The 25,834-nt window shown below is 59.7% G+C and carries 24 protein-coding genes and 1 pseudogene; 9 read left to right on the top strand and 16 right to left on the bottom strand.

Going from position 1 to position 25,834, the window contains the following annotated elements:
* The first annotated feature begins 17 nt into the window (after window positions 1-17).
* From F8N96_RS25195 to F8N96_RS25180, 4 genes are all read left to right on the top strand, one after another.
* A complete protein-coding gene (locus tag F8N96_RS25195) occupies window positions 18-827 on the top strand; it encodes a MetQ/NlpA family ABC transporter substrate-binding protein (RefSeq protein ID WP_150800108.1) in 810 nt (269 codons plus the stop codon).
* Between the two features lie 2 nt (window positions 828-829).
* Window positions 830-1,963 (top strand): methionine ABC transporter ATP-binding protein, encoded by a 1,134-nt coding sequence (locus F8N96_RS25190; RefSeq protein WP_150800107.1) that lies wholly within the window; start codon window positions 830-832, stop codon window positions 1,961-1,963.
* On the top strand, window positions 1,953-2,597 hold the full coding sequence (locus tag F8N96_RS25185) for a methionine ABC transporter permease (RefSeq protein ID WP_030128490.1): 645 nt from the start codon (window positions 1,953-1,955) through the stop codon (window positions 2,595-2,597). The genes F8N96_RS25190 and F8N96_RS25185 overlap by 11 nt, the downstream gene beginning before the upstream one ends.
* A gap of 205 nt (window positions 2,598-2,802) precedes the next feature.
* A complete protein-coding gene (locus F8N96_RS25180; protein WP_150800106.1) occupies window positions 2,803-3,432 on the top strand; it encodes a class I SAM-dependent methyltransferase in 630 nt (209 codons plus the stop codon).
* A 130-nt stretch (window positions 3,433-3,562) separates the two neighbouring features.
* Here F8N96_RS25180 and F8N96_RS25175 read toward each other — a convergent pair whose 3' ends face one another.
* From F8N96_RS25175 to F8N96_RS25165, 3 genes are read right to left on the bottom strand one after another with little or no spacing between them, the layout of a single operon-like run.
* Window positions 3,563-6,616 (bottom strand): efflux RND transporter permease subunit, encoded by a 3,054-nt coding sequence (locus F8N96_RS25175; protein ID WP_150800105.1) that lies wholly within the window; start codon window positions 6,614-6,616, stop codon window positions 3,563-3,565.
* Window positions 6,613-7,680: an efflux RND transporter periplasmic adaptor subunit gene (locus F8N96_RS25170; protein ID WP_150800104.1), complete on the bottom strand. Its 1,068-nt coding sequence runs from the start codon at window positions 7,678-7,680 to the stop codon at window positions 6,613-6,615. The genes F8N96_RS25175 and F8N96_RS25170 overlap by 4 nt, the downstream gene beginning before the upstream one ends.
* Window positions 7,677-8,780, bottom strand: a complete 1,104-nt coding sequence (locus F8N96_RS25165) for an efflux RND transporter periplasmic adaptor subunit (RefSeq protein WP_150800103.1) — start codon at window positions 8,778-8,780, stop codon at window positions 7,677-7,679. The genes F8N96_RS25170 and F8N96_RS25165 overlap by 4 nt, the downstream gene beginning before the upstream one ends.
* Before the next feature lie 183 nt (window positions 8,781-8,963).
* On the opposite strand from F8N96_RS25165, the gene F8N96_RS25160 reads away from it, so the two are divergent.
* Complete coding sequence (locus F8N96_RS25160) at window positions 8,964-10,124, top strand: AAA family ATPase (protein WP_150800102.1); 1,161 nt, start codon at window positions 8,964-8,966, stop codon at window positions 10,122-10,124.
* Between the two features lie 94 nt (window positions 10,125-10,218).
* On the opposite strand, the gene F8N96_RS25155 is transcribed toward F8N96_RS25160, so the two are convergent.
* From F8N96_RS25155 to F8N96_RS25135, 5 genes and pseudogenes are all read right to left on the bottom strand, one after another.
* Window positions 10,219-11,241: an RHS repeat-associated core domain-containing protein gene (locus tag F8N96_RS25155; protein WP_150800101.1), complete on the bottom strand. Its 1,023-nt coding sequence runs from the start codon at window positions 11,239-11,241 to the stop codon at window positions 10,219-10,221.
* Between the two features lie 236 nt (window positions 11,242-11,477).
* Window positions 11,478-12,260 (bottom strand): MetQ/NlpA family ABC transporter substrate-binding protein, encoded by a 783-nt coding sequence (locus tag F8N96_RS25150; protein WP_010464830.1) that lies wholly within the window; start codon window positions 12,258-12,260, stop codon window positions 11,478-11,480.
* A 731-nt stretch (window positions 12,261-12,991) separates the two neighbouring features.
* A complete protein-coding gene (locus F8N96_RS25145; RefSeq protein ID WP_150800100.1) occupies window positions 12,992-13,921 on the bottom strand; it encodes a sigma 54-interacting transcriptional regulator in 930 nt (309 codons plus the stop codon).
* A gap of 56 nt (window positions 13,922-13,977) precedes the next feature.
* On the bottom strand, window positions 13,978-14,559 hold the full coding sequence (locus tag F8N96_RS25140) for an alpha/beta hydrolase (RefSeq protein WP_150800099.1): 582 nt from the start codon (window positions 14,557-14,559) through the stop codon (window positions 13,978-13,980).
* 619 nt (window positions 14,560-15,178) lie between these two features.
* Window positions 15,179-15,604, bottom strand: a pseudogene (locus F8N96_RS25135) (fatty acid desaturase); the annotation flags it as partial.
* Window positions 15,605-15,704: 100 nt separating this feature from the next.
* Between F8N96_RS25135 and F8N96_RS25130 the strand changes: the two are divergent.
* Window positions 15,705-16,709, top strand: coding sequence for an AraC family transcriptional regulator (locus F8N96_RS25130; RefSeq protein WP_150800097.1), 1,005 nt, complete (start codon window positions 15,705-15,707; stop codon window positions 16,707-16,709).
* Between the two features lie 144 nt (window positions 16,710-16,853).
* Here the strand turns inward: F8N96_RS25130 and F8N96_RS25125 are convergent, their stop codons facing one another.
* Window positions 16,854-17,219 carry a response regulator gene (locus F8N96_RS25125; protein ID WP_150800096.1) on the bottom strand — a complete coding sequence of 122 codons (366 nt, stop codon included), beginning with the start codon at window positions 17,217-17,219 and terminating at the stop codon, window positions 16,854-16,856.
* A 70-nt stretch (window positions 17,220-17,289) separates the two neighbouring features.
* Complete coding sequence (locus F8N96_RS25120; RefSeq protein WP_150800095.1) at window positions 17,290-17,976, bottom strand: Crp/Fnr family transcriptional regulator; 687 nt, start codon at window positions 17,974-17,976, stop codon at window positions 17,290-17,292.
* Window positions 17,977-18,061: 85 nt separating this feature from the next.
* Between F8N96_RS25120 and F8N96_RS25115 the strand changes: the two genes are divergently transcribed.
* Window positions 18,062-18,580: a DUF962 domain-containing protein gene (locus tag F8N96_RS25115; RefSeq protein WP_150800094.1), complete on the top strand. Its 519-nt coding sequence runs from the start codon at window positions 18,062-18,064 to the stop codon at window positions 18,578-18,580.
* Between the two features lie 147 nt (window positions 18,581-18,727).
* On the opposite strand, the gene F8N96_RS25110 is transcribed toward F8N96_RS25115, so the two are convergent.
* The 6 genes from F8N96_RS25110 to F8N96_RS35115 all read right to left on the bottom strand — a co-directional run bounded on the left by F8N96_RS25110 (window position 18,728) and on the right by F8N96_RS35115 (window position 23,212).
* Window positions 18,728-19,717 carry a sulfate/molybdate ABC transporter ATP-binding protein gene (locus F8N96_RS25110; protein WP_150800093.1) on the bottom strand — a complete coding sequence of 330 codons (990 nt, stop codon included), beginning with the start codon at window positions 19,715-19,717 and terminating at the stop codon, window positions 18,728-18,730.
* A gap of 3 nt (window positions 19,718-19,720) precedes the next feature.
* Complete coding sequence (gene cysW, locus F8N96_RS25105; protein WP_150800092.1) at window positions 19,721-20,590, bottom strand: sulfate ABC transporter permease subunit CysW; 870 nt, start codon at window positions 20,588-20,590, stop codon at window positions 19,721-19,723.
* Window positions 20,591-20,602: 12 nt separating this feature from the next.
* Window positions 20,603-21,421, bottom strand: a complete 819-nt coding sequence (gene cysT, locus F8N96_RS25100) for a sulfate ABC transporter permease subunit CysT (RefSeq protein WP_064675347.1) — start codon at window positions 21,419-21,421, stop codon at window positions 20,603-20,605.
* 70 nt (window positions 21,422-21,491) lie between these two features.
* Window positions 21,492-22,505, bottom strand: a complete 1,014-nt coding sequence (locus F8N96_RS25095) for a sulfate ABC transporter substrate-binding protein (protein WP_150800091.1) — start codon at window positions 22,503-22,505, stop codon at window positions 21,492-21,494.
* 157 nt (window positions 22,506-22,662) lie between these two features.
* Window positions 22,663-22,845, bottom strand: a complete 183-nt coding sequence (gene oscA / locus F8N96_RS25090) for a sulfur starvation response protein OscA (RefSeq protein ID WP_007941032.1) — start codon at window positions 22,843-22,845, stop codon at window positions 22,663-22,665.
* Between the two features lie 196 nt (window positions 22,846-23,041).
* Window positions 23,042-23,212 carry a hypothetical protein gene (locus F8N96_RS35115; RefSeq protein ID WP_191630789.1) on the bottom strand — a complete coding sequence of 57 codons (171 nt, stop codon included), beginning with the start codon at window positions 23,210-23,212 and terminating at the stop codon, window positions 23,042-23,044.
* Window positions 23,213-23,359: 147 nt separating this feature from the next.
* Between F8N96_RS35115 and desA the strand changes: the two genes are divergently transcribed.
* Together desA and F8N96_RS25080 are read left to right on the top strand one after the other, a co-directional pair.
* On the top strand, window positions 23,360-24,541 hold the full coding sequence (gene desA / locus F8N96_RS25085; RefSeq protein ID WP_150800090.1) for a delta-9 fatty acid desaturase DesA: 1,182 nt from the start codon (window positions 23,360-23,362) through the stop codon (window positions 24,539-24,541).
* Window positions 24,542-24,740: 199 nt separating this feature from the next.
* A complete protein-coding gene (locus tag F8N96_RS25080) occupies window positions 24,741-25,730 on the top strand; it encodes a GGDEF domain-containing protein (RefSeq protein ID WP_150800089.1) in 990 nt (329 codons plus the stop codon).
* Window positions 25,731-25,834 lie beyond the last annotated feature (104 nt).

Raw genomic sequence — 25,834 nt, 5'->3', positions numbered from 1 at the left:
TGACTGGAAACCCCATCATGACCAAGAAACTCTTCTCGCACCCAGTCAAAGCACTGGCCCTGGCCCTCGGCCTCTTCAGCTCCACCCTCTTCGCCGCCGACGCGCCGCTGAAAGTCGGCACTACCGCCGCCTTCGCCATCCCGCTGGAAGCCGCCGTCGAAGAAGCCAAGAAACAAGGCCTGCAAGTCGACCTGGTGGAATTCAGCGACTGGATCGCCCCCAACGTCAGCCTCGCCGCCGGCGACATCGACGTGAACTACTTCCAGCACATCCCGTTCCTGGAAAACGCCAAGGCCGCCGCCGGATTTGACCTGGTGCCGTTCGCCCCGGGGATCATCAACAACGTCGGCCTCTACTCGAAACAATACAAAAGCTTCGACGAGCTGCCCGAAGGCGCCAGCGTGGCCATCGCCAACGACCCGATCAACAGCGGGCGCGGCCTGCAACTTCTCGCCAAGGCTGGCCTGATCACGCTCAAACCGGGCGTCGGCTACAAGGCCACCGAAGAAGACATCATCGCCAACCCAAAGAACATCAAAATCCTTCAGGTCGAAGCCGTGCAACTGGTGCGAGCCTATGACGATGCCGACCTGGTACAGGGCTACCCCGCCTACATCCGCCTGGCGAAGACCTTCGATGCCGGTTCTGCCCTGCTGTTCGACGGCCTCGATCACAAGGAATACGTGATCCAGTTCGTGATCCAGCCGAATAGCAAAACCGATCCACGCCTGATCAAGTTCGTCGACATCTATCAGCACTCACCCGCCGTTCGCGCAGCCCTGGACAAAGCCCATGGCAAGCTCTACCAAGCCGGCTGGGAAAGCTGAGCATGACAGCCGCTATCCAACGGCGACTGGAAATTCCAGAGCCCCGCCCTATCCCGGAGCCTGTCGAACGGACAGAACTGCACCCGGACCTTAATCGCGCCCACGTGCGCTTCATCGGTTTGGGCAAAACCTATAACGGTCAGCAGGGTCCAGTGGCGGCATTGCACGGCATCGACCTGGCGATCCAGCGCGGCGAAGTGTTCGGCATCATCGGCCGCAGCGGCGCCGGCAAGTCGTCGCTGATCCGCACCATCAACCGTCTCGAACAACCGAGCACCGGGCGGGTGCTGATCGACCAGGTCGATATCGGCGAATTCGATGAAGACCGCCTGGTAACGCTGCGTCGACGCATCGGCATGATCTTCCAGCACTTCAACCTGATGTCGGCCAAGACGGTGTGGCAGAACGTCGAGTTGCCGCTGAAAGTCGCCGGGGTGCCGAAGGAAAAACGCGAAAAGAAAGTCCGCGAACTGCTGGAGCTGGTAGGCCTGCAAGAGAAGCACAAAGCCTATCCGGCGCAGCTGTCCGGCGGGCAGAAACAGCGTGTCGGCATCGCCCGGGCACTGGTACACGACCCGGCGATTTTGCTGTGCGACGAAGCGACTTCGGCGCTGGATCCGGAGACCACGCAATCGATCCTCGGCCTGCTGCGCGAGATCAATCAGCGCCTGGGTTTGACCATTGTGCTGATCACGCATGAGATGGCGGTGATTCGCGATATCTGCGACCGGGTAGTGGTGCTGGAGCACGGACGGATCGTCGAGCAGGGCCCGGTGTGGCAAGTGTTCGGCAACCCGCAGCATGAGGTCAGCAAGACCTTGCTCGCGCCGTTGCAACACGCGTTGCCGGAAGAATTGCAAAGCCGGTTGCGCACGCAGCCGAAGTCCGCCGAGGACGCCGTAGTACTGCGACTGCAATTCACTGGAGCCGCTCACGAGGAACCAGACGTGGCCGCACTGTTCAGCGCCCTCGGTGGCCGCGTGCGCTTGCTGCAAGGCGGCGTCGAACGGATTCAGGGCCATGCCCTCGGGCAACTGCTGCTGGCGGTGACCGGTTCGTCCCTCGGCGCCGAAGAATTGCGTCAGCGCGCGGGCCAGTGGGCGCAACAAGTGGAGGTATTGGGCTATGTGGTTTGATCGGCTGCTTCAAGGTTTCATCGACACGTTTTTAATGGTCGGCGTGTCATCGCTGATCGCGCTGCTGGCGGGCATTCCGCTGGCGGTGATCCTGGTGACCAGTTCCAAAGGCGGCATCTACGAAGCACCGGCACTGAACCGAGCGCTGGGTGCGTTCGTGAACCTGTTTCGTTCGATTCCATTTTTGATTTTGATGGTGGCATTGATTCCGTTTACCCGGTTGATCGTCGGCACCACTTACGGTGTCTGGGCCGCTGTAGTGCCGCTGACCATTGCTGCCACGCCGTTCTTTGCGCGTATCGCGGAAGTCAGTTTGCGCGAGGTTGATCATGGGTTGATAGAAGCGGCGCAGGCGATGGGTTGCCGGCGTTGGCATATCGTTTGGCATGTGCTGTTGCCTGAAGCGTTGCCGGGGATTGTCGGGGGTTTCACCATCACCTTGGTGACCATGATCAACTCCTCGGCCATGGCCGGGGCGATAGGTGCCGGTGGGCTGGGGGATATTGCCTATCGGTATGGCTACCAGCGGTTTGATAGCCAGATCATGTTGACGGTGATTGTGTTGCTGGTGGTGTTGGTGGCGGTGATTCAGTTGGGTGGTGATCGGTTGGCTCGGGGTTTGAACAAGCGTTAAGCCAAGATCAAAAGCCATGGTTGATCGGTCGATCGATTGTCTGGGGATGAACAAAGCCGGGGCTGATCCAGGTCATCAGGCGCCAGTGATATCGCCTTCACGAGCAATCGAGCGTCGACCGGCTGCTCCTACAGGGAATGGCTGCGCAGCAGGCCCAGGCCTGATGGCGTATATTCGGCGAACCACATTGCCTGCGCAGCCGACCATGAAACAGACTTCCGCCGACCTCGAGCAGATCACCGCCACCACCCTAGGCCATTACGACTCTGTGGCCGAAAGTTTTCGCGAAGGCACCCGCGACCACGATGTCAGCCAGAACATCGATGCCCTGTTGCGGCATATTCAGGGTGAGGCGCCGTTCGACATTCTTGATTTTGGCTGTGGGCCGGGGCGTGATTTACAGACGTTCACGCGCATGGGCCATAACGCTGTCGGGCTGGATGGTTCGGAGAAGTTCGCGCAGATGGCGCGCGAGGACAGCGGGTGCGAGGTCTGGCAGCAGGACTTTTTGAAACTGGATCTGCCCGCCGAGCGATTCGACGGGATTTTTGCCAATGCGGTGTTGTTTCACATTCCGCGTCAGGAATTGCCGCGGGTGTTGAAGGAACTGCGTGGGGCGTTGAAACCACGTGGCGTGTTGTTCAGTTCCAATCCGCGTGGGGAAAATCAGGAGGGGTGGAACGGGCCGCGTTATGGAGCGTATCACGATCTTCAGGCGTGGCAGCAATTGCTGACCGAGGCGGGGTTTGTCGAGCTGGAGCATTACTACCGGCCGACAGGGCTGCCACGGGAGCAGCAGCCTTGGTTGGCGAGTGTCTGGCGTAGAGCTGTATAGTCAGTTCTGACGCCTTCGCTGGCAAGCCAGCTCCTACATTTGACCGCGTGAGTTTGAACGACGAGGACCGATACAAGGAGCTGGCTTGTCGGATCGCCGCACCGCAGCGATGAGCGCGCAGCGCTCGCCTTTATGCCGCCTCTTTCTTCGGCTCGCGAATCTTGTACCAGGCCACATACAGCGCCGGCAAAAACAGCAGCGTCAGCAAGGTGGCGATGATGATCCCGCCAATCATCGCGTAAGCCATCGGCCCCCAGAACACTTCCCGGGCGATCGGGATCATCCCCAGGCTCGCCGCTGCCGCCGTCAGCAGAATCGGTCGACGCCGATGCTCGGTCGCTTGCAGCACCGCGTCCCACGGTGCGTAGCCGTCCTTCTCGAACGACTCGATCTGGGTCACCAGAATCACCGAGTTGCGGATGATGATGCCGATCAGCGCCAGAATGCCGAGGATCGCCACGAAGCCCATGGGCGTACCGGTCGGGATCAGCGCCAGCACCACGCCGATCAGGCCCAGGGGCGCGACGCTGGCCACCAGGAACAGCTTCTGCACGCTGTGCAACTGGATCATCAGGAAAGTCGCCATCAGGAACAGCATCAACGGCACCACCTTGGCGATCGGCCCCTGGGCCTTGCCGCTTTCCTCGACCGTACCACCGGTAGCGACCTTGTAGCCCACCGGCAAACTGGCGGCGAATTTCTCGATGTCCGGTTTCAGCTGCTTCACCAGGTCAGTCGGCTGGATCTCGTCACGCACCGCAGCCTTGATAGTGATGGTCGGCTTGCGGTCACGGCGCCAAACCAGCGGTTGTTCAAGCTCATAACGCACGGTGGCGAACGCCAGCAGCGGAATGGAGGTGCCGCCCGGTGTGACGATTTGCAGATTCTGCAGGGTTTCCGGCGTACCGCGCTCCGCGTCGATCGCGCGACCCACGACATTGATCAGGTAGATATCGTCATCGACCTGGGTCACGGGCGCGCCGACCACGATGCTGTTCATCAGGTTGGCCACATCTTCCGACGACAGCCCCAGTTGCCGCGCCTTGTCCTGGGCGATGTCGATGCGCAGGACTTTGCCCGGCTCGTTCCAGTCGAAAATGATCTCGCCGATGTGCGAGTTCTTATCCAGTTCGGTGGCCAGGGCGATCGCGTGCTTGCGCACCTGATCGATGTCCTTGCCGCTGACCCGGTACTGCATCGGCCGTCCCACCGGCGGGCCCATTTCCAGTGCCTGGACATAGCTGCCGATGCCGACGAAGTCTTTGCGCAGCCGTTCACGCAAGCGCTGGCTCAAGGCGGTGCGCGACTCCAGGCCTTTGCTGACGATGATCAACTGCGCGTAGTACGGATTTTGCAGTTGCTGGTCCAGAGGCAGGTAGAAACGGATCGCACCTTCGCCGATGTAGGTGCTCCAGCGCACGATGTCCGGATCGTCCTTGAGGGTCGCTTCGAGCTTGTCCACGGCTTTGCGGGTTTCGGCGATCGAGGCATTTTGCGGCAGGTTGAGGTCCACCAGGATTTCCGGCCTGTCGGAGGACGGGAAAAACTGGTTCTGCACGAACTGCATGGAGAACACCGACGCCGCGAACAGCGCAATGGTGATGCCGATGGCCCACCAGCGGTTGCGCATGGCCCAGAGCATGCCGTAATTGAACGTGCGGCCGATGCGACCGGGTTCTGCGTCATGGGGTTTCACGTTGGCGCTGAGGATGTGCACGCCGATCACCGGCGCAAACAACACCGCGACCACCCATGACACCAGCATCGCCACGGCGATCACCGCAAACAGGGTAAAGGTGTACTCGCCCGCCGAACTGGCATTCAAACCGATAGGCACAAATCCGGCCACTGTCACCAAGGTGCCGGTGAGCATCGGGAATGCGGTCGAGGTGTAGGCGAACGTGGCCGCCTGCTCCTTGGTTTCGCCCATTTCCAGCCGGGTGACCATCATCTCCACCGTGATCATTGCGTCGTCCACCAGCAGGCCGAGGGCGATGATCAGCGCGCCGAGGGAAATCCGCTGCATGGTGATGCCACTGTACTCCATGAAGATGAAGACCATCGCCAACACCAGCGGAATCGAGCACGCCACCACCAGCCCGGCACGTACCCCGAGGCTGACGAAGCTGACGACCAGCACGATGACCACTGCCTCGAACAAGGCGCTGGTAAAGCCGCCGACCGCTTTTTCCACCACCTCCGCCTGGTCGGAAACGGTGTGCACGCCGACGCCCACCGGCAGGTCGGCGGTCAGGTCATTCATGCGCTGGTGCAGGGCCTTGCCGAACGCCTGAATGTTGCCGCCTTTTTTCATGGCGATGGCCAGGCCGATGGCGGGTTGACCATTGAAGCGAAATTGCGGTGTCGCCGGGTCGACGTAACCCCGGCTTATTTCAGCGATGTCGGCCAGACGATAGAAGCGATCGTTGAGCCTTAAATTGACGTTGGCCAGGTCTTTCTCGGACTCGAACTGACCGGACGTGCGCACGGAGATCCGCTCCGGACCGGCCTCGATCACCCCGGCCGGGGTCACCGCGTTCTGCGATTGCAGGCTCTGCACGACCTGGCGCTGATCAATGCCCAGCGCCGCCAGTTTGCGGGTGGAGAAATTCAGGTAGAGCACTTCATCCTGCTCACCGATCATCTCGACCTTGCCCAGCCCCGGCACTTCGCGGATCTGGGCACGGACCTGTTCGACGTAATCGCGCAACTGGCGCATCGACAAACCGTCGGCAGTAAAGGCGTAGACCGAGCCGAACACATCACCGAATTCGTCGTTGAACCCCGGCCCTTGCAAGCCCTTGGGGAACTGCCCGCGAATGTCGTCGATCTTCTTGCGCACCTGGTACCAGATTTGCGGAATATCCTTGGCACTGGTGGTGTCGCGCAGGTACACGAAGACCGTCGATTCGCCGGGCCGGGTGTAGCTTTTCACATAGTCGAGCGAGTCGAGTTCTTCGAGTTTTTTCTCGATGCGGTCCGTGACCTGCTTGAGGGTTTCTTCCTGGGTCGCACCCGGCCAGCGCGTCTGGATCACCATGGTCTTGATGGTGAACGAAGGGTCTTCTTCGCGGCCGAGGTTCATGTACGAGAACACGCCCATCAGCAGCGCGACGAACATCAAATACCAGACGAACGACTGATGCTTGAGGGCCCATTCGGATAAGTTGAAACTCCCTTTCATTGTGGGCTGTCCTCGTCGATTTTCACTTTCTGCCCCGGCTTGAGGCTGTTCACGCCCGCACTGACGACCCGCTCGCCAGACTTCACGCTGTTGGTCAGGACCACGGTACTGTCAGTCCGGCTGACGAGGCTGACGTCCCGCGGCGAAACGGTGTGCGTCTGTGGATCGACGACCCAGATCCGCGATTTGCCATCCACCTCTTGCAGCACGCTCAGCGGCAGTTCGATGCGCGGTTTGATCGCGGAGCTGAGGGTCACGCTGATCGCCGTGCCCAGGCGAAAACCAGGTGGAGTGTCAGTCAGGCTCAGGCGGGCACGACGGGTACGGGTCGCACTTTGCGCCTGGGGTTCTATTTCGCGAACGATGGCGGTGGTGGTGATCCTCGGGTCCAGTTGTGCGGCGACCTGGAACACCACGTCCGCCGGTAATTGGTCGACCAGGGTGTCGGGCAGGTCGATCACGGCTTCCTTGATGTCCGGCTGCGCCAGGGTCACCACTTGCTGGCCGGCCGTCACCACTTGCCCGGCTTCGGCGTTCCATGCAGTGACGATGGCTTTGTGGTCGGTGCGCAGTTCGACGTAGTCGAGTTGATCCTTGGCTTGATCGACCGCCGCCCTGGCCTGGTCGAGGGAGGCCTGGGTGGTTTTGAGGTCGGTCTGCGCGATGTCCAGTTGGGCCTGCGCACCGACCCCGCGATCGAACAGTTCCTGCTGGCGGCGGGCGTTGGCCTGGGCGTTGATCAACTGCGCCTGGACGCGAGCCAGATCGCCCTGGGCCGAGCGCAACTGGTTTTGCTGGTCGGTGGGGTCAAGCGTTGCGAGCAAGGCGCCCTTCTCGACTTCGGCGCCGACATCGACGTTGCGGCTGGCGATGCGACCCGGCACGCGGAAACCGATATTACTTTCATAGCGGGCCTGGATGCTGCCGGCGAAGCGGCCGAGATTTTCCTCGTCCAGTGCCTGGACCTTGATCGACAACACCGGGCGTACCGGCTCCGGTGGCGGTTCTTTTTTCGAACAGGCCACCAGCATTCCAACGCAGAGCACCCACATCAGACGCTTCATGGCTGGGCTCCCGCGCCTAAGTCCTTGTAAGTGTTTTCGGCAATCTCCACCTTCACGCCGGGATGCAGCAGCTGGCCGCCAGCGATGACGACTTTTTCGCCACCCTTGAGGCCAGCGCTGATGACGACATTGCCGGTGAGGTAACGGCCGACGGTGACGGTGTGCAGCTGCGCCTTGCCTTCGTCGTCCACCAGCCACACGGCCGGGTCGCTGAGGTTCTTGGTCAATGCCGACCAGGGCAATTCTACGGCGGATTTGCCCGGCGTCTTGGCCGTGGCACTCACTACCGAGCCAAGCTGCATGCCTTCCGGCAGGCCGTTGAGGCTGACCTTGACCTGCACGGTACCGGTCTGCGCAGACACTGCCGGGGTGACTTCACGCACGGTGCCAGTGGTCTTGATCGTCGGGTTTTCGAGCAGGCTGACCACCACCGACTTATCCGTCGGCGGTTCGGCCAACAGCGATTCATAGACGTTGAACACCGCGTCGCGCTCACCGTCCCGGGCCAGACTGAAAATCGGCACCGTGGCCTGCACCACCTGGCCGACTTCGGCCTGGCGGGCGGTAATGATCCCCGGCGCGTCGGCAATCAACGCGGTATAGCTCAGTTGTTCGCGGGCATTGGCCAATTGTGCCTGGGCGGCCGCCAGGGCGCTTTGACTACTGCGCAAGGCGGCTTGGGCGGAATCGTATTCGCTTTGGCTGGTGTAGCCCTTGGGCAGGAGTTTTTGCTGGCGCACGAAAGCGGCGGCGGTCTGTTTGACCCGCGCCTGTTCGGCAACCACTTGCGCCTGGGCCGAATCGACGCTGGTTTGCAGGTCCTTGGGGTCGAGCCTGGCCAGCACCTGTTTGGCCGTCACCCGATCACCGACATCGACTGTGCGCTGGATGATCTTGCCAGCGACGCGAAACGACAACTCCGTCTGCACCCGCGCCTGGACATCACCGGTGAGGGTCACCGAGGCCGCGTAGTCCGCCGACTTGACCTCCTGCACGAAAACCCGCGGACGCTCCTTTTCGACCTGGGGTTTCTCGCCGCAGGCGCTCAGCAGAGCCAGGAAACTCAGGCCAACCACTGTTTTCAATCCGGGACCAGCCATGCAGACTCCTTTGCGTTGTACGGGCGTGCCAGTTCGATACCACTGTGAGCTTATAACAGGGTTCCACCTTCGCCTACGCTGACATGCATTTCCTCCTACAAGGGTTGCATATAGGTCCTACACGTCAAATTCGCCAATGCGGTTATCCTTATGCCGTTTCGGGACCACGGAGAACGTCCTTTCATGCTCAAAACCCTCGCGGTCGCCAATTACCGCTCGATCAATAAACTGGTGATTCCGCTGGGCCGGTTGAACCTGATCACCGGCCCCAACGGCAGTGGCAAATCCAACCTCTACCGCGCGTTGCGCCTGCTGGCCGAAACCGCCCAGGGTGGCGTGGTCAATGCCCTCGCTCGCGAAGGTGGGCTGGATTCGACCTTCTGGGCCGGCCCGGAAAACATCAGCCGACGCATGCGCAACGGCGAAGTGCCGATCGAGGCGACTGTTCGACAGGGCGTCAAACGCCTGCGCCTGGGGTTTGCCGGGGAAGACTTCAGTTATTCCATCGCGCTGGGTCTGCCGGAAAAAACTCTTTCCTGTTTTTCCCTGGACCCGGAAATCAAAAAGGAATGCATCTGGTCCGGGCCTTTCTATCGCCCAGCCAGCCTGCTGGTGGATCGCGACGGCCCGATGATTCGTGCACGTGAAGGTCGCGGCTGGGAAGTACTGACCCGGCACACGCCGAATTTCGACAGCCTGTTCGATCAGGTCGGCAGCTTTCGCACTTCGCCGGAAGTCTTGCAGCTGCGGGAGTTCATCCGCCGCTGGCGCTTCTACGATCATTTTCGCAGCGACGCCGATGCGCCGGTACGTCAACCGCAATTGGGCACTCGCACGCCGGTGCTGCACCACGATGGTCGTGATCTGGCTGCCGCGTTGCAGACCATCCGTGAAATCGGAGATCCAGAGGCTTTGCAGACGGCAATCAGTGACGCGTTCCCTGGCGCGCGATTGAGCATCGCGCCGTTGCAGGGCGGACGGTTTGCCATCGAGTTTTATCAGGAAGGGTTGTTGCGACCGTTATCGGCGGCCGAGTTGTCCGACGGGACGTTGCGCTACTTGCTGCTGGTTGCAGCGCTGCTGACGCCTCGCCCCCCTTCGCTGATGGTGCTGAACGAGCCGGAAACCAGCCTGCACCCGGACCTGTTGCCGGCGTTGGCGCGGTTGATTATTCGGGCGTCGGAACAGTCTCAGGTGTGGGTGGTGTCCCATGCTCGGCGACTGATTTCGGCGTTACAGGAGGATGAGGAATGCAATTGCATCGTACTGGAGAAGACATTAGGCCAGACCGGGATTGTCGGGCAGCGCATGCTGGATGAGCCGGCTTGGTATTGGCCGGATTGAATCGCAACTGAATCGCTCACGAATGATGATTACGCCGAATGTTTAGGGCGTGCTGCACTTGCGCATTATAGCCATGTTGAATACGCATGAGTCGTTAAAAATCGATGGGGTGCAGTGTGGAGGGGTCAGCGTGAGGCGTTAGAGGAGGAGCTGAGCGACGCGCCTGACGGAGGGGTATACGAGGTATTCTCACCATTGCAACTGTTGTTTGGTTGATCGAGGCGCGCTGTGCTGCAGCCTTGTTCAATCTGTACCCCTGTAAGCTGAAACCCACCGAGCTGATTGTGCCTGCTAGTGAGATAACGCTCAGTGCCACGGCAGCAATGATTAGCGCATCTTGAGCGCTACTACCCGGATCAGCCGCGTTGATACTTGCTCTTGCCATTCCCACGCCGGCTCCAGCAAAACCTGCAACGGTTCCTACGGCACCTGCTTGGACGGCTTTTTTCGAGGCCGCAGCAGAAGCGGGGACGCTCGTAACCTTCAAATCCTTGAACGCGAGTCCCGTCGAGAACAATCCGACCCCCGCTGAAACCAGGCCCAGAGCAGCCAGCCCCACTATCAACCAGGGTTGCCAGGTTTGCTCGGTTGCTTGCCCTGTCGGATCTCTGAAGCTCACCGGATTGCCAAGGCAATACGCATACGAGTTGAGCCCACCGCGACCGAATGGGCTCAGTTTGTCAGGGCTGTTGAAACGCATCAGCACCGGATTGAAGGCCCGATGACCATTGCCTAGCAAGTAATGGCCGGTGACCGGATCGACCGCTTCGCCGTTGAAACCCAGAAGACTACCGAGACCGCGATCAACCCGGCGATGACCGTAAGCCGTATATACCTGCTGCACAGGTCCGGCAAGGTCGGTAACACGCAACACGGACCGTTGTTGATCGGTGGCCAGCAACTGACTGTGGGAGTTGTCGCCTTCACTCGTTTGCAGCGCCAGCAGTTGAGTGCCGTGCTGCAATACGCTCTGGCTGCAGAGGCCTTGAATCTCGGTTGCCAGATGCTCGAGACGATAAAACCTTTGCACCGTCGCTTGCCCGACAGGCTCAAGCCCGGTCAGCTGATCCAGTGCGTTGTAGTGATAACGACACGAGCCGCAATTGAACGTTTCCATTACAGACCCCCTCACCGCCAGGCACTCAGTGTGCACCAACGACGGCACCCCGCCACCTAGTAGAACTGCTAGGTAGCCAGATGAGGAATTATCGCGTAGTCAGATCAATCACCCGCTCCCACTCTCGACAATCACGCCTTGCGGCTTGGTTCATCGCGCAATTCGCTTCTGCATAAAAAACGCCGACGCTGTATTAGCCGTCGGCGTTGAAACCTTGAAGGGGTTTACCTCAAAAATCAGAACGCCGGCAGTACCGCGCCACTGTATTTCTTCTCGATGAAAGCCTTCACTTCAGGACTGGTCAAGGCTTTGGCCAGTTTCTGGATGGCGACGCTGTCCTTGTTGTCCGGACGAGCCACCAGGAAGTTCACGTAAGGCGAATCGGCGCCTTCGATCACCAGCGCGTCTTTAGCCGGGTTAAGACCCGCTTCCAGTGCGTAGTTGGTGTTGATCATGTCCAGGTCGACCTGGTCCAGAACACGCGGCAACATCGCGGACTCAAGCTCCTTGAACTTGAAGTTGTGCGGGTTCTTGGCGATGTCTTTCGGGGTAGCCAGGGCGTTTTTCGGGTCTTTCAACTCGATCAGGCCAGCCTTCTGCAGCAGGATCAGGGCGCGGCCACTGTTGCTGCCTTCGTTCGGGATCGCAATGGTTGCGCCGTCTTTCAGCTCAGCCAGGGTTTTGACTTTCTTCGAGTAGCCGCCGAACGGTTCGACGTGCACGCCGATCACGGTCACCAGGTTAGTACCTTTGCCTTCGTTGAAGCTTTTCAGGTACGGCAGGGTCTGGAAGTAGTTGGCGTCCAGACGCTTCTGGTCGACCTGCACGTTCGGCTGAACGTAGTCGGTGAAGACTTTGATTTCCAGGTCCACGCCTTCTTTGGCGAGGGTTGGCTTGATCAGTTCCAGAATCTCGGCGTGCGGGACCGGCGTCGCCGCAACCACCAATTTCTCGCCAGCCTGGGCCAGGCCCGCCGTCAGGGCAGCCGCCAGTGCGGTGAACAACAGAACCTTTTTCATACAGTGTCCTTATCGAAAATCGCGGTCGTCATCGACGACGGCTATTAATACAGGTGCCAGTGAAGTGCTATCGCTGGCGTGACGCGGACAATACCGGGATTTTTTATTCCCGAACAATATCTTTTATTCACTTTCATATTCCATTTTATTCATACAGCTCTGGCTGGCTCATTCCCTGTAGGAGCGAGGCTTGCCCGCGAAAGCGTCCTTCCTGACACACCGCGTCGACTGGTTCGCGAGCAAGCTTGCTCCTACACGAGCGCCGCATGACCTGTAGGAGCGAGGCTTGCCCGCGAAAGCGTCCTTCCTGACACACCGCGTCGTCTGGTTCGCGAGCAAGCTTGCTCCTACAAGAGCGCCGCATGACCTGTAGGAGCGAGGCTTGCCCGCGAAAGCGTCCTTCCTGACACACCGCGTCGCCTGGTTCGCGAGCAAGCTTGCTCCTACACGAGCGCCGCATGACCTGTAGGAGCGAGGCTTGCCCGCGAAGGCGTCCTTCCTGATACACCGCGTCGTCTGGTTCGCGAGCAAGCTTGCTCCTACATGAGCGCCGCATGACCTGTAGGAGCGAGGCTTGCCCGCGAAAGCGTCCTTCCTGACACACCGCGTCGCCTGGTTCGCGAGCAAGCTTGCTCCTACACGAGCGCCGCATGACCTGTAGGAGCGAGGCTTGCCCGCGAAAGCGTCCTTCCTGACACACCGCGTCGCCTGGTTCGCGAGCAAGCTTGCTCCTACACGAGCGCCGCATCTTTCAAGAGTTGTTTCAGTGCTGCTTGTTCGCTGGCAGTGCCTTTGCTGAGGATATGCTTCAGTTGCCGCTCGATCGCCACCAGCGAGGCTGGTACTTCAGGCAGATTCAAATGCTCCGGCAAAATCTCGTCACCCGTGCTCACCAGCAACGCAAAATGAATGACGTTTTCCAGCTCTCGAGTGTTGCCCGGCCAACTGTGCTGCTCCAGCACATGCTGCGCAGCTTCGCTGATCAGCGGCACCGGCAAATCGAGTCGCTGGCTGTAGATGCCGAGAAAGTACTCGGACAGTGACAGGATATCCCCCACTCGCTCACGCAATGCCGGCAGTTCGAGCTGACCCTCACTGAGGTAGTGATAAAGCCGCTCATGGAATTTCCCGGCAGCAACCGCCTGGGCCAGATCGATGCTGGTGGCGGCCACCAGGCGCACGTCCACCGGACTCGGCTGCTGAGCTCCGACGCGGGTGACTTCGTGGTTTTCCAGGGCGGCGAGCAGTTTGATCTGGATCGGCAGCGGCAGGTCGCCGATCTCGTCCAGATAGAGCGTCCCGCCATTGGCCGAACCGAACCAGCCCGCGCGGCTGCTGGCCGAACCGCTGTAGCTGCCAGCCGCATAGCCGAACAATTCGGCATCGGCGTAAGTGGGGCTGATCGCACCGCAATTCACCGAAACGAACAAGCCGCCGCGATCACTGGCCCGATGAATGTGCCGCGCCAGCAACTCTTTACCGCTGCCGGTTTCGCCACGGATCAACACGCAGATCGAACGCGGCGCCAGTTGTTCCAGCTCCTGACGCAACTGGCGCGAGCGCGGATCGACGAACACCAACGCCTTGGCGCGGATGCTCAGGGGACTTTTTTCTGCATCGGGGAAAGTCAGCAGCGGCTGACCGAAGGCTTCGAAACTCATGGCAGGCTCCCGCCCAAAACCGCCGGGAGACGGGGGCGATTTAAAAAAAATTAGGTTCAAGCTCGGCGCAGGGCGTGGTGTTCCATGCGATTTTGCAGTCGATAGAGGTAGGCAAACCCCTGCTCCCAGCGCTGATGACCGGACTTAACGTTGATGTGTCCGGCCCCTGACAAAATCCCCGCCTCGGCCCCCCAGTTACGGGCCAGCTCCAATGCACGGGGCGCACTCACGGCGCTGTCATTGTCCGAGCTGACGACCTGGCTAGGAAACGGCAGAAGGTGGGTCGGGATCGGCGCGAAATTGCGCAAGGCTGGCGCACATGCCGGGCGCTCGACGTCCGCAGGCGCCACCAGCAAGGCGCCGCGGACCTGACGTAAAAACTGCACAGGCGCAGTGGCGGCCCAATGGGCAACGGTAATGCAGCCCAGGCTATGGGCGATCAGGATCACTGGCGTGCTGTCCGCGGCAATTGCCTCGGCCAGCGCAGCGACCCAGTCTTCGCGACGGGGTGTCAGCCAGTCGGCCTGCTCCACCCGTGCGCTATTCGGCAGGCTGCTCTGCCAGTGGCTTTGCCAATGATCTTCTGACGATCCTTGCCAGCCCGGCACAATCAGGTAGCGAATTGATTCGTTGCGCATGGGGAGCTCTCCTGCTGCGTGTCTGTTCCCGGTCAGTATAAGGAGGAGAGTTATATCCGTTAAGGAATAAGAAGCTATTTATTAAGGTCCAAATGGAATATTAAGTGAAAAACCTGTAGGAGCAGGCTTGCCAGCGAAAGCGGTATTTCTGGCAAAGCATTATCGCCTGACAGAAAGCATTCGCTGCGCCGCGGCGATCTGACAAGCCAGCTCCTCCAGGCTCTTTATGCCCGGAATAAAAAAGGGACCGCACCCTGCCAAGGAGACGGTCCCGGAAACTGATAATCCAGCGAAGGACACCTGCAGCGTTGCGAGGTGAGCTTCCAGTAAATGTTTAGCGTGCAAAGGTTTCGGTTTGATGAACTCGCTGTTCGGCGCTTGGCTTTGTTGAACTCATCATTGCTCAAACTTATTATTCTTTAAAAGAATATTTAGAATTATTTATAGATCAATAAGAAATATACGGACCAAGCCGAGCACCGACCTCCTCAGCCATGTTGACTGATCAGGCCTGTGCCGATCGCACGCTTTCAATGGTCTGCCGCTCCTTGCGCACAAACCGGTTCGCCCGCCCGAATGTCCCGAAATCGTTGAACCGCACCCCCATCTCGCGCATCACCTCCATATCGGTTTCCGTGCCGGAGACCTTGTGATGGGTGAGGTGCAAGTGGCGGCGAATCCACGGATTGATCGTGCTCGGCCGCGCGAGCCAGACCAGGCCCATCATCAAGGCGTGCGGCCCCCGTTGTTTACGGAAGTACATGCTATGTATCAGATCGTGTTCCAGCTCATGGGTCAGCGATGCAAAGAACGCGTTGAGCCACAGGCACACCCACCAGGCCATGTGGCCGGTGATGTAGAGCGTCGCCGAGCCGATCATCCCGGCCAGGGCGAAGGCCAGGATGCCTACGCCCAGGGCATCCTGATGGTTGAGAATCGGGTAGCGCCGTCGCAGTTCGACGCCCTTGGCCAGCACCACCTCACGGATATGCGCCGAACGCTGTGCTGCATTCAGTCGCTGGGGGCTTGCAGAAGTACCGTCCATGCTTCCATCCTCTGGTTATTGATGCTCGCATCCTGCCTTGTGATCCCTCGCGAGGCGGTAACCGTGAACGCCAACCTGTTGACCGGAAGCGCCAATCAGCATGACTGAACCGACCTCCCTCGCCAGCTGGACCCGCGCCCTGCGCAAGCAACTCGATGCGCTTGGCCTCGACAGCACTGCACTGTGCCAGCAGGCGGGGCTTGACCCGCAACTGATGGACGACCCGAACGCCCGTTACCCGTTGTCCGGAACGACGCGCCTGTGGGAAATCGCGGTGCAGGTCAGCGGTGACCCGGCGATCGGTTTGCGGGTGTCGCGCTTTGTCAGCCCGACCACGTTTCACGCGCTCGGTTATGCGCTGGTGGCCAGCGGCAGTCTTCGGGAAGTATTCGAGCGCATCGTGCGTTATCACCAGGTGGTCAGCGATGCCCTGGAACTGGAGCTGATCCGCGCCGAAGACCGCTACCGCTTCCGCCTGAAAATCCCGCCCGGCAATCCGGCCCCGGCTTTCGAAGCCATCGATGCCTTCGCGGCGATTTACGTGCGCACCTGTCGCAACCGTCTCGGGCGCGACTATGCGCCACTGGCGGTGTATCTGCGGCGCCCGGAACCCAGCGACTCACATCAATGGCACAAGGTCTTTCGCTCGCCGGTGTACTTCGCCGCCGATGAAGATCGCCTGGAGTTTGCCTTGGTGGATTTCGACAGCCACCTTGACGATGCCAACCCGGAACTGGCCGAGCATAACGAAGCGGTGCTCAAGCGCACGCTCGCGCAACTCAAGCCCCTGACCTGGGAGCGCAAGGTGCGCGACGCCATTGAAGAGCAATTGCCCGAAGGCGAACCCAGCGCCGAACGCATCGCCCAGGCCCTGCACCTGAGCTTGCGCAGCCTGCAACGGCATCTGGCGGACGAAGGCTGTCGGTTCGATACGCTGCTCAATGAAAGTCGCGAAAACCTGGCGCTGCTGCACCTGCGTGACCCGCAGTGTTCGTTGAGTGAGATCAGCTATTTGTTGGGGTTTGCCGATACCAGTAGCTTCAGTCGCGCGTTCAAGCGCTGGACAGGAATGACGCCGGGGCAGTTTCGGGAGGGGTTGCAGTGACAGATCTGGAAGGTATGTTGCCTCGTCCGGCCTCATCGCGAGCAAGCCAGCTCCCACATTCGATCACATTTCTTCAGTAAGAACACGGTCAAACGTGGGAGCGGGCTTGCTCGCGAAAGCGGTGGCCCATTCGCCGCAAAAACTTCAGCGCCCCCGATCCCGCCGCAACAACTTGCGCACCCGCGCCACCAGCTCGCTCACGGCGAATGGCTTGAGCAGATAATCATCTTCATGCAACTCCAGCCCCCGCAGGCGATCCTCGATGCCATCCCTGGTTGTGAGAAACAGCACCGGCGTATCGCCGAGCTTGCGGATCTGTTGCAGTAACTGCCAGCCGTTGAGCCCCGGCAGCATCACGTCGAGGATGATCAGCTCGTACTCGCCGGACTCGATAAAACGACGGCCAGCCATCCCGTTGACGGCCACATCCACCGCATAACTCGCCTCGCTCAGGCCTTTGGCCAAAAGCCTGGCGAGCTCAGGCTCGTCTTCCACTAACAGCACACGCATGGCACACCTCGATTGTCGTCATCACAGGCTAGGCGTGTTCGCGGACAAAGCCCACTACTACCGGCAGGTTTCAGATAATTGCCAACGCCCGCAGTCGCGCGGCATCCACTATCTCGATTTCGCCGTACCGCAAATTCACAATCCCCCGCCCCTGCAAATCCTTGAGGATCTGGTTGGTGGTCTGGCGCGACAGGGACAACATTGAAGCAAGCTGCTCCTGTGGCAATTGCAACAAACGTCGTGGCGAGTCGATTTCGCCGTAACCCTGCGCAATCATCAGTAAGCGGTGGGCCAGGCGCGCCGGGGTCGGCATCAGGCTCAGCTGTTCGAGGCTGATGAAGGTCAGGCGCAGTTTGTGGCTCATCAGCAATGCCAGTTGCCGCCAGTACACCGGCTCATCGTCGAGTAACGCCAGCAATACGGCCTGCGGTATATGCAATAGCACGCAATGTCCCATGCCGAACGCATCGTGGGTGCGCAACTGACCGTCGAACAGGCAGATTTCGCCGAACCAATGGGGTTGCTCCACCAGACTCAGCAACGCCTCCTTGCCCTGCTCGCTCACCGCCCCGATGCGCACCGAGCCTTCGAGCACCGCATACAACCCGCACGGTGGATCGCCGCGCTGGAACAGCCGTTGCCCCGGTAGCAGACGCCGGACACGCGCGGCTATCAGCAGACTATCCTGAAAGGAAACAGGTAACTGGCTGAACCACTGGCCGCTCATCAGGCGTGGACGCCAGACCTGCATATCCATGAAAACTCCTTTGAGATTGTCGCCTGGCTGACAGAGTGAATGGTGTACCCGGGGCATGATCCATCACCCTACAGGAGGAACAACAATGAAAAGCCTCGTCGACCATCTCAGTCAATATGCGACCTACCATCGTGATCCACGCAATATTGCCACCCACTTCATCGGCATTCCGCTGATTGTCGTGGCGGTGGCAGTGTTGCTGTCCCGTCCGCAATGGGCCGGAGGCTGGCTGTCACCGGCGGTGTTGGTAGCGCTGGCGTCGGCGTGGTTTTACCTGCGCCTGGAACTGCGCCTCGGGGTGTTGATGAGCGTGTTGCTCGGGCTGTGTATTTGGTCAGGTCAGGTGTTGGCGCAGCAGAGCACGCTGGTCTGGCTGGCGAGTGGCATCGGGATGTTTGTGATTGGCTGGGCGATTCAGTTTGTCGGTCATCACTATGAAGGACGCAAACCGGCGTTTGTCGATGATGTGACGGGGTTGATTGTCGGGCCGTTGTTTGTGGTGGTGGAGTTGGCGTTTTTGCTGGGGCTGCGGCGGGAGTTGAAAGAACAGATCGAGGCGCGGGCGGGTGGTGTGCGTTTGCGCCAGGATAACGCTGCGGCGTAGGACGCCATCGCGAGCACGCTCGCTCCCACAGGGCTTTCGTCATTCATGAACACGATGGTGACCTGTAGGAGCTGGCTTGCCAGCGATCAACGATAACGCGCAGTGTCAGACACTCCGCCATCGCCGGCAAGCCGGCTCCTGCAAAGGTTAGAGGTTGGCGACTTTCTGCCAGACCTTCGGCTTGAAGAACAGCGTCTCGCCCTTCGCCAACCCGATCAGGCTGTCGTGATCCTTCACCACTTCCGCTTCGATCAAATCGCTCTGGCCTTCAACCTTCAACGTTACCCGAGTCGTCGCGCCCAATGGGCGGATATCCCGGACCTCGGCCGCGTGATGATCTTCCAGTTCATGGCGCGACAGCGACACTTCGTGAGGACGGAACAGCACATGGTTGTCTTCACCCAGATGCAGACGGTTCGAGTCGCCAAGGAAGTGGTAGACGAAATCGCTGGCGGGGTTTTCGTAGACGTCGCCCGGTGAACCGATCTGCTCGATCACACCCTTGTTCATCACCACGATGCGGTCGGCGACTTCCATGGCTTCTTCCTGGTCGTGGGTCACGAAGACCGACGTCAGGTTGATGTCTTCGTGCAGCCGTGCGAGCCAGCGGCGCAGTTCTTTACGGACCTTGGCGTCGAGGGCGCCAAACGGCTCGTCAAGCAGCAGGACCTTCGGCTCTACCGCCAGGGCGCGGGCCAAGGCAATCCGTTGACGCTGACCGCCGGACAGCTGTTCCGGATAGCGATCCGCCAACCAGTCCAGTTGCACCATGTTCAGCAGTTCGTGGACTTTCACCGCGATCTGACTCTCGCTGGGGCGCTGGTTTTTCGGTTTCATGCGCAGGCCGAACGCGACGTTGTCGAACACGGTCATGTGGCGGAACAGGGCGTAGTGCTGGAACACGAAGCCGACGTTGCGATCACGCACGTCGTGGCCGGAAACGTCTTCACCGTGAAACACGATGCTGCCCTTATCCGGTGTTTCCAGGCCGGCGATGATCCGCAACAGCGTGGTTTTGCCACAACCGGAGGGGCCGAGCAGCGCAACCAGCTCGCCGCTCTGGATGTCCAGGCTGATGTTGTCCAGCGCCTTGAACGCATTGAAATTCTTGCTGACGTTACGCACTTCGATCGACATGACTTATTCCTCCGCGGCGCTGGCGCGCAGGCGGTTGATACGGTTTTCGCTCCACTGCTTGAGCAGCAGGATGAAGAGCGCCAGGATCAGCAACAGGCTCGCCACGGCGAACGCGGCCACGTGGTTGTATTCGTTGTAGAGGATCTCGACGTGCAGCGGCAAGGTGTTGGTCACCCCGCGAATGTGCCCGGAAACCACAGACACCGCACCGAACTCACCCATGGCCCGCGCGGTACACAACACCACGCCGTAGATCAGGCCCCATTTGATGTTGGGTACGGTGACGTGCCAGAACATCTGCCAGCCATTGGCCCCGAGCAGGCGCGCGGCCTCTTCTTCCTGGGTGCCTTGTTCCTGCATCAGTGGAATCAGCTCGCGGGCCACGAACGGCACGGTGACGAAAATTGTCGCCAGCACGATGCCCGGCAAAGCGAAGACGATCTGGATGTCGTGGTCCTGCAACCATGGCCCGAACAAGCCCTGGGCGCCGAACATCAGCACGTACACCAGGCCGGCGATCACCGGCGACACCGAGAACGGCAGGTCGATCAGCGTGACCAGGATACTTTTGCCGCGGAACGAATACTTGCTCACGCACCACGCCGCACTGACGCCGAACACCAGGTTCAACGGCACCGAAATCAACACGGCGATCACCGTGAGTTTCAGGGCCGACAGTGCATCCGGTTCAAAGATCGCAGTGAAGAACGCACCGATTCCGAGCTTGAGGCCCTGGGACACCACGATCACCAGCGGCAACAACAGGAATAGCGCAAAAATCAGCCAGCCAAGGCCGATCAGCAGCCGCCGCGATGAGGCGCTGCCACGGCGGGAGGCGCTCGAGGAAGCAGCAGCAATAGACGATTGGGACATTTGTGCGCCTCCTTATGGGGTTTCGATGCGCCGCTGCAGCAAGTTGATCAGCAGCAACAGGATGAAGGAAACCACCAGCATCAGTACACCAATGGAGGTAGCGCCGGTGTAATCGTACTGGTCGAGCTTGACCATGATCAGCAGCGGGAGAATCTCTGTTTTCATCGGCATGTTGCCGGCGATGAAAATCACCGACCCATACTCGCCGACCCCGCGGGCAAAGGCCAAGGCGAAGCCTGTCAACCAGGCTGGCAGCAATGCGGGTACCAGGATATGGCGGAAAACCTGCAAGGGTTTCGCACCGAGGCACGCTGCCGCTTCCTCCACTTCACGGGGGATATCGGCCAATACTGGCTGTACTGTACGTACCACGAATGGAAGCGTTACAAAAGTCAGTGCCAGGGTGATGCCAAGGGGGGTATACGCGATCTTGAACCCCAGGTCGGCCGCGAATTGCCCCACCCAGCCATTCGGCGCGTAGAGCGCGGTCAACGCGATACCGGCAACGGCAGTGGGCAATGCGAACGGAAGATCGATCATCGCATCGATGATTTTTCGTCCCGGGAAGGTGTAGCGCACCAGCACCCAGGCCAGCAGCGTGCCGATGATGCCGTTGATGATCGCGGCATAGAGAGCGGTGCCGAAGCTCAGCTTCAACGCCGCCAGCACCCGCGGTGCCGAAATGATTGCCCAGAACTGTTCCCAGGTGAGTTGAGCGGCATGCACGAACATCGCCGCCAGTGGAATGAGCACAATCAGGCTGAGGTACACCAAGGTGTAGCCCAGCGTCAGCCCGAAGCCGGGTATGACGGGGGAGATACGACGCGACATAAAAGTCCTTGGTTGAGAACGCGCAAAGCCCCGACGGTTAAATCGGGGCTCGTTTATGACCTGGTGCAGATTACTGCGCCTGGTAAATCTGGTCGAACACGCCACCGTCATTGAAGAATTTCGGCTGCGCGGTTTTCCAGCCGCCGAAGTCCTTGTCGATGGTCACCAGGTCCAGGGTCGGGAACTGTTTGGCATACTTGGCTGCCACGTCCTTGTCACGTGGACGATAGAAGTTTTTCGCCGCGATTTCCTGGCCCGCGGGGCTGTACAGGTGTTTCAGATAGGCTTCAGCAATTTCGGTGTTGCCCTTTTTCTCTGCGTTTTTGTCGACCACGGCCACTGGGGGCTCGGCGAGGATCGACAGCGAAGGCACCACGATGTCGAACTTGTCGGCGCCGCCATCTTCTTTCAGCGCCAGGAAGGCTTCGTTTTCCCAGGCCAGCAACACGTCGCCCTGACCGTTGTTGACGAAGGTGATAGTCGAACCGCGAGCACCGGTATCCAGAACGGGAACGTGCTTGAACAGGGTCTGCACGTATTCCTTGGCCTTGGTTTCGTCACCGCCGTTGGCTTTCAGGCCATAGGCCCAGGCTGCCAGGAAGTTCCAGCGTGCACCGCCGGAGGTTTTCGGGTTCGGGGTGATGACTTCCACACCATTGTTGGTCAAGTCGCCCCAATCCTTGATGCCCTTGGGATTGCCCTTGCGCACCAGGAACACGATGGTCGACGTGTACGGCGTGCTCGCTTCCGGCAAACGCTTCTGCCAGTCGGCTGGCAGGGTCTTGCCAAGCTTGGCGATTTCATCGATGTCACCCGCCAGGGCCAGCGTCACCACGTCGGCGCGCAGACCGTCGATGACCGCCCGGCCCTGTTTGCCCGAGCCACCATGGGATTGCTGGATTTTCACGTTGTCGCCCGGATGTGCTTTCTTCCAGAAGCTGGTGAATTCGGTGTTGTAATCCTGATACAGCTCGCGGGTCGGGTCGTACGACACGTTGAGCAGTTCGTAATCCTTGGCAACCGCGGAACCAGCAAATAGAGCACTGGCCAGGGCGGCCAAAGCGAATTGACGAATCGACGACATGGTGAAAGCTCCTGGAATTCTGTTGGTATTGGCTTTTCTTATGGGTTCATGGATCGCAGTTGCCGGTTAAAAGATCACCGCCTTCGGCAGCACCTACCTCGGTCCCCCGGTAGAAGCTGCCGCAGGCTGCGATCTTTTGATCTTTGAATCTTTTGATTCAGCTCGGCTTGTTGCCCGGGTTCTGCAAGCGGAATTTTTCTTTGCGTTCGATCTGGACCACCTGAGCGTTGTGCACGGTGATTTCCACGGCGCCGAACCGCAGGTCGCGCAAGGCACTCTGGATCTCACGCAAAATGGTGGCTTCGTCTTGACCGTCAACGCTACGCAGGGATGCGCTCATGGTGCTGCTCCTTCAACTGAGAGATTGCCTGGCAGTGGGCGGCACTGCTTGCGGCGTGAGAGCAATAGTAGATAAGCGCTGATATTCTTAAAAAGACTATTTAAGAATGTTTATATAACTAAAATAAATTAACTGCCTGGACGAGGGTTTACACCTGCGCGCCCTCGCAGGAGCCGGATTGCTGGCGAAGGCGTCTTTATGGGCTGAACACGACCCAGGCATCACCGTTGATCAGCTGCCATCGCTGCAACGCCTCGGAGCTATCGAAGAAACTGCTCAATACATGACCACTCAATTGCAGCCAGCCTATTGAAACTGGAAAATAGAGCAGCGCGGTTCGCAAAGCATCGCGATAGGTAGCAGACATTCGGCCGCCCATGTCCCATGAAAAAGAACGGGATTAGAGGTCAAAGAAACATCCGGCCACTCTTATCTGAAAGGGTGACTGGTTTTATCTGTAGGCTCAGTGATAATGCTACGGCTGTTTATTTCTTTATCGAGGGCCCAATAGCCTATGTGGTACGAAGGTTTTCTCGGCTTGTCGCCCTGGTCACTGGTGGCAGTCACCCTGCTGATGACCCACGTGACGATTATTGGCGTCACGGTCTATCTGCATCGTTATTCAGCCCATCGCTCGCTTGAGCTCAATGCCGGCCTGAAACATTTCTTCCGCTTCTGGTTGTGGTTGACCACAGCCCAGAACACCCGCGAGTGGACTGCTATCCACCGCAAGCATCACGCCAAATGCGAAACCGAAGATGACCCGCACAGCCCGGTCATCAAGGGGTTGTCCACTGTCCTGCGCAAAGGTGCCGAGCTGTACCGCGCCGAAGCGGAAAACCCCGAGACCTTGCGCATCTACGGCAAGAACTGCCCGGACGACTGGATCGAACGCAACCTGTACAGCCGTTTCCCGCTGCTGGGCGTAGCGATCATGGGCGTTATCGACCTGCTGCTGTTCGGCACCATCGGCATCACCATCTGGGCCATCCAGATGATGTGGATCCCGGTCTGGGCTGCCGGCGTGGTCAATGGCCTGGGCCATGCCATCGGCTACCGCAACTTCGAATGCCGCGATGCCGCGACCAATCTGGTGCCATGGGGCATCCTGATCGGCGGGGAAGAACTGCATAACAATCATCACACTTACCCGAACTCGGCGAAATTGTCGGTGAAGAAGTGGGAATTCGATCTCGGCTGGGCCTGGATACAAGTCTTCAGCTTCTTCCGCCTGGCCAAGGTCCAGCGCGTCGCGCCGATTGCCCACCGGGTCGAAGGTAAAGGCAACCTGGACATGGACACCGCCATGGCCATCCTCAACAACCGCTTCCAGATCATGGCCCAGTACCGCAAGCTGGTGATCGCCCCGCTGGTCAAGCAAGAGCTGGAAAAGGTCGATCACTCGGTTCGTCACCAGTTCCACCGGGCCAAACGCCTGCTCTCGCGAGAGACCAGCCTGCTGGATGAAAAACACCACCTTCGCATCCAGACCATGCTCGAGCACAGTCAGGCGCTGAAGGTCATCTACGAGAAACGCCTGGCCCTGCAGCAGATCTGGCTCAAGACCAGCTCGAATGGTCACGACATGCTGGCCGCCATCAAGGATTGGGTACATGAAGCCGAAGCCAGCGGAATCCAGTCTCTGCGTGACTTCGCCGACCAGTTGAAAACCTACTCCCTGCGCCCTGCCGCCTGACCGGCAGGAGCTGCCGCAGCCAGCGGCAGCTCCTGCAATGCGTCGACAGTACCGCCCGGCGGGAGCAAGCGCCCTCGCCACCAAAGGCGGGAACTTCACGTCAAATCCCCTATCTCAAAGACACTTCGCCATCCAGGCGGGCTTTGTGGTGGCCGATTTCGAACCTCGAGCGGCACACGCCCTTTGAGACTTTGTACCGATGGTCAATAGAAACCTACAAGACTCATCCCGTCCACAGTGGCCCGATGCCGCGCAAACGCTACTGGCACTGATACATGCCCAAGGCGAAGTGGCGCGCCTGAGCGAACGGGAACAGCTGTTCAGCTCCCTGCTGGTGAGCGTTAACGCGGTGCTGTGGGCATTCGACTGGGAAGCCCGCCAGATGCTCTACGTGAGCCCTGCCTATGAGCGGATTTTCGGTCGTTCCGCCGGCCTTTTGCTGTCCAACTACAACCAGTGGCGCGACAGCATTCACCCCGACGACCTGGACTATGCCGAGCGCAGCATGGCCGACGTATTGGTCAAAGGCGCCGTTGAAGACCGTGAGTACCGCATCATTGCCGCCGACGGCCAGGTGCGCTGGCTGAGTGACAAGTGCTTCATCAACCGTCTGGCCGAGCCGGGACAGCCGATGATCATCGTCGGATTTGCTGAAGACATCACCGACAAGAAGCACATGGAAACCGAGCTGCAGCGCCTGGCAACCACAGACGGACTGACCCAGAGCAGCAATCGCCGGCACTTCTTCGAATGTGCCAACCACGAATTCGAACAGGCGCGAAATCAAGGCGCGCCACTGTCGTTCCTGCTGTTGGACATCGATGATTTCAAAGTGATCAATGACACCTATGGCCACCAGGTGGGCGATAGCGTGCTGCAACGGATCGCCGAGAGCGGTCGTGGTTCCTTGCGGCGTGGTGATGTATTCGGACGGATCGGCGGAGAGGAGTTCGCGGCAGTATTCCCCGGTTGTGCGCCGGACATGGCCATGCAAGTGGCCGAGCGCCTGCAGCGGGAGATTCAGCGGTTGGGCTTTTGCCATGACGACCAGACGTTCGGCATCACTATCAGCCAGGGCCTGACCTGCCTCACTGCCGAGGATGAAAACATCGACGCCCTGTTCGCCCGCGCGGATGCAGCGATGTACCAGGCGAAGCGCCAGGGCAAGAACCGCATCATCTGCGGCTAGCAGCCCCCAACACACCCCCTGTAGGAGCTGGCTTGCCAGCGAAAGGGCCATGACATTCAACATCCATGTTGGCTGTTACACCGCCTTCGCTGGCAAGCCAGCTC

This window comes from Pseudomonas fluorescens (genome assembly GCF_902497855.1).
Lineage (GTDB): Bacteria > Pseudomonadota > Gammaproteobacteria > Pseudomonadales > Pseudomonadaceae > Aquipseudomonas > Aquipseudomonas fluorescens_BI.
Note: the sequence above shows the minus strand (reverse complement) of the source record. Positions and strands in the feature narration are given on the sequence as shown.

Coding starts and splice junctions, on each gene's coding strand:
- F8N96_RS25195 (WP_150800108.1), top strand. CDS start 18: ATGACCAAGAAACTCTTCTCGCACCCAGTCAAAGCACTGGCCCTGGCC.
- F8N96_RS25190 (WP_150800107.1), top strand. CDS start 830: ATGACAGCCGCTATCCAACGGCGACTGGAAATTCCAGAGCCCCGCCCT.
- F8N96_RS25185 (WP_030128490.1), top strand. CDS start 1,953: ATGTGGTTTGATCGGCTGCTTCAAGGTTTCATCGACACGTTTTTAATG.
- F8N96_RS25180 (WP_150800106.1), top strand. CDS start 2,803: ATGAAACAGACTTCCGCCGACCTCGAGCAGATCACCGCCACCACCCTA.
- F8N96_RS25175 (WP_150800105.1), bottom strand. CDS start 6,616: ATGAAAGGGAGTTTCAACTTATCCGAATGGGCCCTCAAGCATCAGTCG.
- F8N96_RS25170 (WP_150800104.1), bottom strand. CDS start 7,680: ATGAAGCGTCTGATGTGGGTGCTCTGCGTTGGAATGCTGGTGGCCTGT.
- F8N96_RS25165 (WP_150800103.1), bottom strand. CDS start 8,780: ATGGCTGGTCCCGGATTGAAAACAGTGGTTGGCCTGAGTTTCCTGGCT.
- F8N96_RS25160 (WP_150800102.1), top strand. CDS start 8,964: ATGCTCAAAACCCTCGCGGTCGCCAATTACCGCTCGATCAATAAACTG.
- F8N96_RS25155 (WP_150800101.1), bottom strand. CDS start 11,241: ATGGAAACGTTCAATTGCGGCTCGTGTCGTTATCACTACAACGCACTG.
- F8N96_RS25150 (WP_010464830.1), bottom strand. CDS start 12,260: ATGAAAAAGGTTCTGTTGTTCACCGCACTGGCGGCTGCCCTGACGGCG.
- F8N96_RS25145 (WP_150800100.1), bottom strand. CDS start 13,921: ATGAGTTTCGAAGCCTTCGGTCAGCCGCTGCTGACTTTCCCCGATGCA.
- F8N96_RS25140 (WP_150800099.1), bottom strand. CDS start 14,559: ATGCGCAACGAATCAATTCGCTACCTGATTGTGCCGGGCTGGCAAGGA.
- F8N96_RS25130 (WP_150800097.1), top strand. CDS start 15,705: ATGACTGAACCGACCTCCCTCGCCAGCTGGACCCGCGCCCTGCGCAAG.
- F8N96_RS25125 (WP_150800096.1), bottom strand. CDS start 17,219: ATGCGTGTGCTGTTAGTGGAAGACGAGCCTGAGCTCGCCAGGCTTTTG.
- F8N96_RS25120 (WP_150800095.1), bottom strand. CDS start 17,976: ATGGATATGCAGGTCTGGCGTCCACGCCTGATGAGCGGCCAGTGGTTC.
- F8N96_RS25115 (WP_150800094.1), top strand. CDS start 18,062: ATGAAAAGCCTCGTCGACCATCTCAGTCAATATGCGACCTACCATCGT.
- F8N96_RS25110 (WP_150800093.1), bottom strand. CDS start 19,717: ATGTCGATCGAAGTGCGTAACGTCAGCAAGAATTTCAATGCGTTCAAG.
- cysW (WP_150800092.1), bottom strand. CDS start 20,590: ATGTCCCAATCGTCTATTGCTGCTGCTTCCTCGAGCGCCTCCCGCCGT.
- cysT (WP_064675347.1), bottom strand. CDS start 21,421: ATGTCGCGTCGTATCTCCCCCGTCATACCCGGCTTCGGGCTGACGCTG.
- F8N96_RS25095 (WP_150800091.1), bottom strand. CDS start 22,505: ATGTCGTCGATTCGTCAATTCGCTTTGGCCGCCCTGGCCAGTGCTCTA.
- oscA (WP_007941032.1), bottom strand. CDS start 22,845: ATGAGCGCATCCCTGCGTAGCGTTGACGGTCAAGACGAAGCCACCATT.
- F8N96_RS35115 (WP_191630789.1), bottom strand. CDS start 23,212: ATGTCTGCTACCTATCGCGATGCTTTGCGAACCGCGCTGCTCTATTTT.
- desA (WP_150800090.1), top strand. CDS start 23,360: ATGTGGTACGAAGGTTTTCTCGGCTTGTCGCCCTGGTCACTGGTGGCA.
- F8N96_RS25080 (WP_150800089.1), top strand. CDS start 24,741: ATGGTCAATAGAAACCTACAAGACTCATCCCGTCCACAGTGGCCCGAT.